This is a genomic window from Lactobacillus acetotolerans DSM 20749 = JCM 3825 (assembly GCF_001436775.1).
Taxonomy (GTDB): Bacteria; Bacillota; Bacilli; order Lactobacillales; family Lactobacillaceae; genus Lactobacillus; species Lactobacillus acetotolerans.
On record NZ_AYZC01000050.1, the window covers coordinates 1 to 9,552 of the forward strand.

The window sequence follows — 9,552 nt, forward strand, 5'->3', positions numbered from 1 at the left end:
TAATGACTGCCTGATTCTATTCATTTACTCTCTATCAACAGGATTTGACAAAGAGCCACTTTATTTTCAGAGTCTGACTGTGCATTTAATGTTTCTTGGTCCTGCTTTACGGGGTTAACGGTTTCAGCCTTAGCTGACTGCGCATTAAGCCCCATAAAACTAAAGCCAAGCAGCACTGAAGCTGCGCCGATCGTTAATTTACGAATAGAGAAGCGGTCTTTTTTAGCCTGCAACTCCATCTTCTTTAAACGTTCTTTGAAATTATTTTTACCTAACATACTTTACATCCTCTACATCATTGGAATATATTTTTCAATTTATTTGTTACATAACAATAGTAAAACCTGTTTCCAATAATGTAAATGATAACTTGTATAAATAATTGGTTCAAACCAATTAAATAAATTAAAGAATCCTATCATAGCAATAACTATTAAGTTTACGCTACAAATAACGCCTAAAATATTTTCATATTTAAAAGCATACCTAGTTGCAGTAGCACCCCCTCAACAAATAAAAAACACTTCATAATAGTTAAACTACTATTAAGTTTTGAGAAAACAAAATTCAACTTTTTCTTGATCATTTTAGCTTAAATGATCAAGATAAACTAATATTGATCAAGATAAATTTTTAAACAAAAAGAGGATTGCGTCTCACCTAATGAGTCACAATCCTCTCTATCTTTATCAGTAATTAAGCTTGAGAAGCTCCTGATACTGCATCAGAACTCTTGTCTTCCTTAATTTGATTATCTTTAGTTACAGGATAACCCTTAAATCTTGATGGATCTGTATTGGACTTCAAATTATCAGCCGCATAATTAATATGTTCAATCTTAGCATGCTTAACATCTTCAATTGTCTTGCATCCCGTCAATTGCATATCAATCTTTAATTCCATATCCAATTGATCAATGACGGACTTAACACCTTTAGCACCACCAAGCGCTAAACCATAAAGGTATGGACGGCCAATTCCAACCATATCAGCACCAAGTGCCAAAGCCTTAAATACGTGTGAACCACGACGAACACCAGAATCAAAGACGATTGGTACACGGTGGTTAACTGCCTTAGCAATGCTTGGCAACATATCAATGGTAGCTGGGCCACTATCAACCTCACGGCCACCGTGGTTAGTTACATAAATACCGTCAGCACCGGCACCAATAGCCTTAAATGCATCTTCAGCACACATAACTCCCTTAACAAAGACAGGTAAGCCAGACATTTTCTTAATTCGTTGTACATCCTTAGGGCCAATCTTTTGTGCAGATGCCGCATACATTTGGGCAACAGTCTGACCTTCACCTTTAGCGCCTTGGTAACGGGTAAAGAAATCAAGTGGAACCGGGTATGCAAACTTAGTCCGCAGGTTAGCTTCACGGTAACCAGATACCAGAGCATCAACTGTTAAGAAAATACCCTTATAACCAGCCTTTTTAACCGCATCAAAGACCATCTTATTGAAGTCCCAATTTTTACTTAAATAAAGCTGAAAGAAACGTGGTGCATTAGGAGCAGCACTGGCAATGTCTTCAACACTCTTATTAGCATAAGTACTTGATGAGAAGAGTGCACCAGCTGCGGCAGCCCCCTCTTGAGTTGCCACTTCCGCATCCTTATGGGCAATCCCGTGACAGGCAATCGGTGAAATCATGATTGGCGTCTTTAATTTCATCCCCATAAATTCAGTATCTGTCTGTGGATTATCCATATTGGTTAAGGCGCGGGGCACAATCTGAAAATGATTAAATGACGCAATATTATTCCGCCATGTCCACTCATTTTCGGCACCAGAAGCGATGTAATAATAAGCTCCTTCTGGCATAACTTTCTTAGCCCGCTCTTCAAGTTCATCTACGTTTACCATATGAATGGTTTCATTGCGATCACTTTGCGGAAATCCATTATAATAAGTTGTCAATTTAAAAATCCCCTTTATCCAAAATTTATGTTTAACCACATTATAACTGAAAGTGTTTTCAAAAGTTAGTGAAAATAGACCTAAAGTATTTAAATAACAGTATTTTGTATTATACGATTTTTCACAAGCAAAAAGGAATAGACCATTTAAGACCTATTCCAAATTTTTATTAACTATAAATTATGTCTTACTACGTGAACAAAATAAGTAATTAAGTAAATTGCTACTTCGATTACGGCAATAAAGAACGTTACCGGCAAGTTGGTGATAAAGCCTAAATAAAGGCCGGCCCAAACACCAATTAGCGCGAAGAACACCGACCAGGCAATCATTGTTGGGATTGTGCGGCCAATGTAACATGCAGTTGCTGGTGGTAAGGTAAGTAAAATAAAGACAAGCAGTGAACCAACAATTTGGGCACCGATTGAAACAGACATAGCCAAGGCAATCAAGAAGATAACCCCAACTAAACCACTCTTAACACCATGAGCCAAGGCACCGATGTGGTCAAAGGAATCAAAGTTTAATGGTCTTTGAATAGCAAAAATCAAAAGCAAAACAATGATCGATAAGACAACTAAATGAATGACGCCCTGCTTATCAACACCGATAATACTGCCGAACAGGATATTGGTTGCGTAATTACTATTGGCTCCAGAAATTGCCAGGAACAATACACCTAACCCAATAAACAGGGCAGAAATCGCACTGATCGCCGATTCTTTCTGGTCACTATGCATCGAAAGCTCACCAACACTAATTGAGCCCAACAGTGTGAAGATCAGCATCCCCCACAGAGGAGCAATTCCTAACCAGACCGCAAAAGCGGCACCAGCAAAGCCAATTTCTGACAAAGTATGAGCTAAAAAACTAAAGTTACGTGCTACAACGTAAACACCAACCGCACCACAAGTAATTGCAATAAAGGTACTGGCTAAGAAGGCATTACGCATAAATCCGTATGCAAACATTATTCATAATCCCCCTTAAATTCATCCATTTTACCTTGTTGAATCGTTCCGTGATTCAAATAAAGATAATCTTTCATATACTTCTTTGCAAGTGGCACATCGTGCGTAACAAAGAGCACCGTTATCTTATGCTTCTGGTTTAGGTGTTTAATTAAACCCATTAATTCTTCCTTTGCAGTTGGATCCAAACTAGCTGTAGCTTCATCCAAAATAATCATATCTGGATTATCAAGCAAAGCCTGTGCCAAATAAGCACGCTGTTTCTGACCACCAGAGGCTTCACCCATCCTTGTATCCTTAATGCCAAGCAAATGGGTTTCTTCTAACTGGCGCTTGATTGCTCTTTTAGTTTTATCTGTCTTAATTACAGGAGCATTCAAACCAACGAATGCTTCAATTGATAACGGATATTCTGCGTCGATGTTTCTAAATTGCGGCACATAACCTAAAGAAACATCAGCACTAAATTTAAAACTGCCGTTACTAGGAACAAGAAGCTTCATCAAAATATTAATTAATGTCGTCTTCCCTGTTCCATTCGGTCCCAAAAGTGCAGTCATGGAACCCTTCTTCAGTTTAAAATTTACATTTTTAAAAACTGTTTTTTTATCAAATCTCATTGCAAGATCTTTTACTTCTAAAATATCTTCCAAATTTGCACCACCTTTTATTTTAATATCATAATATTTTTTTATTTCTTAGCTACTCTAGCTAATTTGTGATAATTATTTGTCATCCAGTTTAAGTAGGTCGTATTGTTAGGAATGATTTCTCGAACAGAAACTACTGGAATATTTTTGGCCTTAGCCTGTCTAATAAAGTTATTTACAGTTGAACTCGAAACCTGTGAGTTATTAACAAAGAAGGCAATTTTACGCTTCTTAATGTTTTCCGTCATAGTTTGGACCATCGCAGGACTTGGATCGGTGTTATTTTGAATAGCCTGCTCAAAGTTCTTGTCGCCAACCTTAAAATGAACAGACTTTAAGGCATAGTCAAAGACAGGTTCACTGACATAAACCGGCTTTTTATTCCGGCCGTCGATACCAGCAGTAATCTTCTTAATTTTACCAATCTTCTTCAAGTAGTTCTTACCATTTGCACGGTAATAAGCCGCATGCCTTTTATCGATCTTTGAAAGACGCTTGACTAAATAATTAACGTACTTAGTTGGCATATTCAGGTTATACCAGATATGTGGATTATCGCCCTTTTTAAGTCCCATCAAATCTTCACCGACTAAAAGCGGCTTTTTATCAACTGATGAAGACAAATTATTCATCCAGCTATCATAACCTAAACCGTTGGCAACAACGATATTAGCTCCTGATAAAAGTTTAGCGTCACTAGTCTTAGGTTCAAAATCATGCGGATCCATTGAACCGCTCTTGATAAGCGGCGTGGCTTTACCATACTTGCCAACTACATTTTGTGCAATATCAGCATAGATATTGGTTGTAGTGACAATGGAAATTTTAGAACTCTTTTTTGGTTGTTGTGAACATGCAGATAACACTAAAACAAGTGCCCCAATTATACCTGCAAAAGTAAGTATTTTTTTTAATCTAGTAAGTTTTTTCATGTTTAATTTACATCTCCTTACATTAAATTTTTGATTCCAATTTGTAAAATCATTCTATCGTATCATAAAATGATCCCTTGTTAATAAAGATAATTACTAACTATTATACACTAAAAATGCGTCACCTTTTGGTGACGCATAATTGTTAGTTATTTATTTTTACTTATCGTTTTTTACCGGTTTTCGCCAGAATCCTAAGATTAAACCAGCGACAATCGAACCAATAATCGTGGCTAAGAAGTATAGCCAGATGTGGTTGGCAAGTGGGGATACCCATAAACCACCATGAGGTGCAGGAACGGCAATGTGCCAGAGACCTACAAGTGCACCACCGATAGCTGAACCGATAATACATGATGGAATTACGTGTCCCGGGTCACCTGCGGCAAATGGAATGGCACCTTCAGTAATGAAGGAGAAGCCAAGTACCCAGTTAGAAACACCGGCACGACGTTCCTTCATAGTGAACTTATTCTTAAAGAAGGCAGTAGCAATAGCCGTAGCAAATGGTGGAACCATACCACCAACCATAACAGCAGCCATCATAATAGCAGCAGTGGTTGAGTGCGGATCGTTAGTAAAGGCACCAGATGCGAAGACGTAAGCAGCCTTGTTGAAAGGCCCACCCATATCGATTGACATCATTCCGGCCAGGATAGCAGTTAGCACTACTAAGTTACCAGTACCTAAGTTGTTCAGGAAGTTAGTAATTGCAAAGTTAATCCCGCTAAAGATTGGGTTAACAATGTAGTACATAATAGCGGCAATTAGGAGCAGGCCTAGAATTGGGTAAATCAGCATTGGCTTCATGCCTTCAACTGATTTAGGCATCTTACTAAATAGTTTCTTCAAGCCAACCATTAAGTAACCAGCAATGAAACCAGATGCAAGCCCACCTAAGAATCCAGCTGGAGACTTAGCATTGGCCATTACATTAGCGGTATAGGCACCACCGTAAGCACCGGTATAAACGGTAGCCATGAAACCACCAACAAAGCCGGGCATTAAGGCCGGCAAGTCTCCAATTGATTCAGCAATATAAGCAGAAAGAATTGGAACCATGAATGCAAAGGCCATATTACCTGCATTATTTAAGAAAATAAATGCAGGAGACTTTGGACCACCGGCATAGTTCTCTACGATGAAGGAGAGAGCCATTAAGATACCACCACCGATAACAAATGGCAACATGTGCGAAATACCGTTCATTAAGTTCCTGTAGATGGAACTCCATACGCCGGGCTTAGATTCTTGACTTGAACCAGAAGCAGAAGATTCTGAAGCATCAGAATGATAAATTCCTGCTTTCCCATTCATAATGATATCAATCAGTTGGTCAGGCTTATTAATTCCGTCGATAACTGGGTGGTTAGTCAAAGGCTTACCATCAAAACGAGCCATATCAACTTTCTTCTCCGATGCAATAATGACACCCTTAGCACGCTTAATTTCTTCTGGGGTTAACTTATCCTTAACACCTTCAGAACCGTTAGTTTCGATTCTAACGTCGATACCCTTCTTCTTACCAGCCTTAATCAAAGCTTCTTGAGCCATATAAGTGTGGGCAATACCGTTAATACATGCAGTAACACCAACAATTAAAGGCTTCTTCGTCTCAGACTTGCTCGTATTTTTAGCTGCAGCCTTCTTCTTGGCAGCTGCAGCTTTATCCTCAGCATCTTTCTTAGCTTCGGCATCCTCAAAGAGGTCAATAACTTCTTTAGGAGTCTTAGCACCCTTAAGCTTTTCTACTAAATCTGGGTTAATTAATAAACCAGATAACTTAGCCAAAGCTTCAAGGTGAGTATTATCAGCTCCTGCTGGAGCAGTAATCATGAAGAATAAGTGAACAGGCTTCTTATCTAAAGCATTATAATCAATACCCTTTTCACTCTTGGCGAAAAGTACTCGTGCCTTATTAATTGACTTGTTACGGGCATGGGGCATTGCAATCCCGCCACCAATACCGGTAGTTGATTCTTTTTCACGGGACCAGATTGACTTGATGAATTCATCTTCATTGTTGACAATCCCGGTTTTAACCTCAAGGTCAGCCATTTCTTTAATGGCATCTTCTTTATTTGTCGCCTTGAGATTCATGATCATGGACTCGGTGTCCAAAATATCTTTGATTCTCATTCCTTTTTCCTTTCTGCTATCTTTTAAGAAATTTGTTCTACTTTAATTTGTGGTAAAACTGCGTCGATTTGACTCTTAACAGCTATATCTTTAGTGAAGGCAGTTGCGGCACCACAAGCCATTCCGATTCTAAAGCTTTCCTTAGGATCTTGGGTCTTGAAGTAAGTGCCAACAAAGCCAGCAATCATTGAATCTCCGGCACCAACTGAGTTAACTGCAGTACCAACAGCACCTCTAGCGTGGTAAACGTGGTCCTTAGTTAAGAGATAGCCACCGTCTCCCGCCATAGAAACCATTACGTTTTGTGCACCCTTCTTCAAAAGTTTTTGGGCATATTCAAGCATTACGTCGCTCGAATCAAAGGTGGTATTAAACAGATCAGCCAGTTCATGGTGATTCGGTTTAATTACCAATGGCTTATATGACAAAGTACCAAGAAGAGCCTGACCAGTAGTATCAACGATAAATTCTGCACCAGCATCCTTAATTGTTGGCAAAAGTTGTTGGTAAAAGTCTGCTGGAAGACCTGGGGTAAGAGAACCGCTCATTACAACAATATCGCCCTTCTTTAGATCGTTTAACCGATCCTTAAAAGCCACGATTTCCTGGTTAGTAATCTTCGGGCCAGATGCGTTAAGTTCCGTTTCCTTTTGGGCATGAATCTTAACATTAACCCGGGTAACATCAGAAATAGTAACAAAATCGTTAACAATTCTCTTCTGGTTCAATTGCCGAACCAATTCTTTACCAGTAAAGCCGCCAACAAAGCCCCAAGCAGTGTTGTCAATGCCTAACTGATTAAGGATTTGGGAAACATTAATTCCTTTACCACCAGCTAAAAATGAATAATTATTAGTTCTGTTAACTTCCCCGCGGTCGACTTTTTCTAATTGAAGAACATAATCAAGTGCTGGGTTAACAGTGACTGTATATATCATTCCTGTACCTCCTCTAAATTGACTTTGGCAGGTAGTGCCTTTTTTTGACTTAAATTAAGTCGATTAGTAACAACAACGACATCCTTAATGTTATCAAATACAGCAAAGTTGCGCTCACCTATTTTGGAAGTATCTGCCAAAACGTAGGCATGACCCGCTTGCGTAATCTCAGCTTTCTTTATTGCTGCCTCTTCTGGATCGGGCGTGGTTAGATTACCATTATAATCAATCCCATTGACCCCGACAAAACTGGCAGCAAAATTCATTGCCTTAATTTGCTCAAGGGCAGATTGTCCAACAGCAGCATGCGTATCATCTTTAACTTTACCACCGATCAATAACGTTTCGATACCATGATTTAAACTGCACAAGGCGGTTTCAATCCCATTGGTAATAATTGTCACGTGCGGGATTTTCGTGATGAAAGGAACCATTTCATAGGTTGTGGTTCCCGCATCAATAAAAATATAATCACCTGCATGAACAAACTTTTGAACAGCATAACGTGCAATTGCAATTTTTGCATCATGATTTATATTGAAACGAATGTGTTGCGATACATCGCGGGAAAAATTCTTAACTGACTGCGCACCACCATGAACCCGTTTAATTAACCCTTGGTTCTCCATTTGAATCAAATCACGTCGGATGGTCGATTCTGAAGTAGAGGTTAACTTGCAAAGCTCGTTAACACGACATAATTCATGCTGATTAACATAGCGTTCAATAAGATTCCGTCGTTTTTGCGTCAGCATCATTTTTCACCTCGAAATATATTGTATTCGGTTTCACCTTCAAAAGAAATCATTTTCGTTCATAAATATTCAAATTTATTCAAAAATATGTAAAATGAGTTGCTCTACATCTGAACAACTCATTTCTATTAACTATATTTACGGTAAATTTAAACAATGTTTCCTGTATAATTATATTTCGTAGAGAAGTTAAGGCGGTGGCTATCTCTTAAAAATGGAGGTGGTGCTTATGGTTAAAAAACTATTCGCGCTACTCCATATTCTTAAATGAAGGAGTAGCTTAGTATCCATTTGGGGTGCGTTACAATTAATGCTAATTTTTGGTACTTTTGTGATTAATTTGATCGCACTAGTGATCGAAATAATAGCATTAATTGTTGAGTTGATTAAAAAATCAACAAAAAAATAACCGTTTTAGCTTAGCCTGGCTAACGGTTACTTTTTAGTAATTATTATCATGCCACCGTCTTTTACGGCTCTACATGAGAAGTTCTGTTATTCACAGGGCTTCTTTTTATATTATAGCATGAACAAGTAATTTTTAGATAGTATTTATAACCAAATCATTCATTGAATAGAAAAATAACCGCCTTGGCTTGGCCGAGCTAGCGATTATTTGTCGTTATAATGTTTAGTCACCGTCTTTTACGGCTCTACATGGGAAGTTCTGTTATTCACAGGACTTCTTCTTGTATTTTATCATAACTTGGACAATAAGATTTTAATTATTCTATAACTTCAGGTACTTCATTTCTCGTACTTATACGGTAAATATGTGCAATATCTATTATCACAATAAATAGAAAGGCAATAATGCTAATAACTCCTGGCCAATAAATAATTGAAAACCAATTATCTTTCACAGTAACCCCAGTATTTTGTGCAGCTCTCAAAATTGCTTCAAATAAGAAAGTGTTATTAACTATACCAACAAAGAAAATAACCCCTGCATATAATAAAGCTTCTAAACACTTTTCACTTAAAAGATCGGTAAACGAAAATCCTAAAATTTGCAACTGATATATGCTTTCATTACGTTGAGAACTAGAAATTATTGCTATTGAAATTATATTAGCAAGAACAATAATAAATGGAGCTCCCAAAAACAAAGTAAATGCGGCAATAAGCTCCGATGAATCTCGTCTTGAGAGACCGTAAAATATTTTGTGTAAGGATGAATTATTCCTTAATTTAATTTCCTAAAACATTAGAAAAAGGAGTTCCTTTCTCGTATGATT

Annotated in this window: 10 protein-coding genes; 1 reads left to right on the forward strand and 9 read right to left on the reverse strand. The window is 38.0% G+C overall.

Features of this window, described 5'->3' with window-relative positions; translation table 11 throughout:
• Nucleotides 1–20: 20 nt before the first annotated feature.
• The 8 genes from FC77_RS06805 to FC77_RS06840 all read right to left on the reverse strand — a co-directional run bounded on the left by FC77_RS06805 (nucleotide 21) and on the right by FC77_RS06840 (nucleotide 8,314).
• The gene (locus FC77_RS06805) at nucleotides 21–278 is read right to left on the reverse strand and encodes a YSIRK-type signal peptide-containing protein (protein WP_056970868.1); all 258 of its coding nucleotides are present in this window, start codon (nucleotides 276–278) and stop codon (nucleotides 21–23) included.
• Nucleotides 279–696: 418 nt separating this feature from the next.
• A complete protein-coding gene (locus FC77_RS06810; RefSeq protein ID WP_054682195.1) occupies nucleotides 697–1,929 on the reverse strand; it encodes a lactate oxidase in 1,233 nt (410 codons plus the stop codon).
• Between the two features lie 173 nt (nucleotides 1,930–2,102).
• Nucleotides 2,103–2,900 (reverse strand): metal ABC transporter permease, encoded by a 798-nt coding sequence (locus FC77_RS06815; protein WP_056970869.1) that lies wholly within the window; start codon nucleotides 2,898–2,900, stop codon nucleotides 2,103–2,105.
• Nucleotides 2,900–3,520, reverse strand: a complete 621-nt coding sequence (locus FC77_RS06820) for a metal ABC transporter ATP-binding protein (RefSeq protein ID WP_056970875.1) — start codon at nucleotides 3,518–3,520, stop codon at nucleotides 2,900–2,902. The genes FC77_RS06815 and FC77_RS06820 overlap by 1 nt, the downstream gene beginning before the upstream one ends.
• A 71-nt stretch (nucleotides 3,521–3,591) precedes the next feature.
• Complete coding sequence (locus tag FC77_RS06825) at nucleotides 3,592–4,482, reverse strand: metal ABC transporter solute-binding protein, Zn/Mn family (protein ID WP_056970871.1); 891 nt, start codon at nucleotides 4,480–4,482, stop codon at nucleotides 3,592–3,594.
• A 159-nt stretch (nucleotides 4,483–4,641) separates the two neighbouring features.
• Nucleotides 4,642–6,621, reverse strand: a complete 1,980-nt coding sequence (locus FC77_RS06830) for a PTS fructose transporter subunit IIABC (RefSeq protein ID WP_056970873.1) — start codon at nucleotides 6,619–6,621, stop codon at nucleotides 4,642–4,644.
• Between the two features lie 23 nt (nucleotides 6,622–6,644).
• The gene (gene pfkB / locus FC77_RS06835; RefSeq protein ID WP_054682198.1) at nucleotides 6,645–7,559 is read right to left on the reverse strand and encodes a 1-phosphofructokinase; all 915 of its coding nucleotides are present in this window, start codon (nucleotides 7,557–7,559) and stop codon (nucleotides 6,645–6,647) included.
• Nucleotides 7,556–8,314 (reverse strand): DeoR/GlpR family DNA-binding transcription regulator, encoded by a 759-nt coding sequence (locus FC77_RS06840; protein ID WP_056970877.1) that lies wholly within the window; start codon nucleotides 8,312–8,314, stop codon nucleotides 7,556–7,558. The genes pfkB and FC77_RS06840 overlap by 4 nt, the downstream gene beginning before the upstream one ends.
• Before the next feature lie 289 nt (nucleotides 8,315–8,603).
• On the opposite strand from FC77_RS06840, the gene FC77_RS07930 reads away from it, so the two are divergent.
• Nucleotides 8,604–8,723 carry a putative holin-like toxin gene (locus tag FC77_RS07930; RefSeq protein WP_373290582.1) on the forward strand — a complete coding sequence of 40 codons (120 nt, stop codon included), beginning with the start codon at nucleotides 8,604–8,606 and terminating at the stop codon, nucleotides 8,721–8,723.
• A gap of 316 nt (nucleotides 8,724–9,039) precedes the next feature.
• On the opposite strand, the gene FC77_RS06845 is transcribed toward FC77_RS07930, so the two are convergent.
• Nucleotides 9,040–9,417 carry a hypothetical protein gene (locus FC77_RS06845; protein ID WP_156641846.1) on the reverse strand — a complete coding sequence of 126 codons (378 nt, stop codon included), beginning with the start codon at nucleotides 9,415–9,417 and terminating at the stop codon, nucleotides 9,040–9,042.
• Between the last annotated feature and the right edge of the window lie 135 nt (nucleotides 9,418–9,552).

Excerpts from the sequence above, each read along its gene's own strand:
- FC77_RS06805 (WP_056970868.1), bottom strand. The coding sequence starts at position 278 with ATGTTAGGTAAAAATAATTTCAAAGAACGTTTAAAGAAGATGGAGTTG.
- FC77_RS06815 (WP_056970869.1), bottom strand. The coding sequence starts at position 2,900 with ATGTTTGCATACGGATTTATGCGTAATGCCTTCTTAGCCAGTACCTTT.
- FC77_RS06820 (WP_056970875.1), bottom strand. The coding sequence starts at position 3,520 with ATGAGATTTGATAAAAAAACAGTTTTTAAAAATGTAAATTTTAAACTG.
- FC77_RS06825 (WP_056970871.1), bottom strand. The coding sequence starts at position 4,482 with ATGAAAAAACTTACTAGATTAAAAAAAATACTTACTTTTGCAGGTATA.
- FC77_RS06830 (WP_056970873.1), bottom strand. The coding sequence starts at position 6,621 with ATGAGAATCAAAGATATTTTGGACACCGAGTCCATGATCATGAATCTC.
- pfkB (WP_054682198.1), bottom strand. The coding sequence starts at position 7,559 with ATGATATATACAGTCACTGTTAACCCAGCACTTGATTATGTTCTTCAA.
- FC77_RS06840 (WP_056970877.1), bottom strand. The coding sequence starts at position 8,314 with ATGCTGACGCAAAAACGACGGAATCTTATTGAACGCTATGTTAATCAG.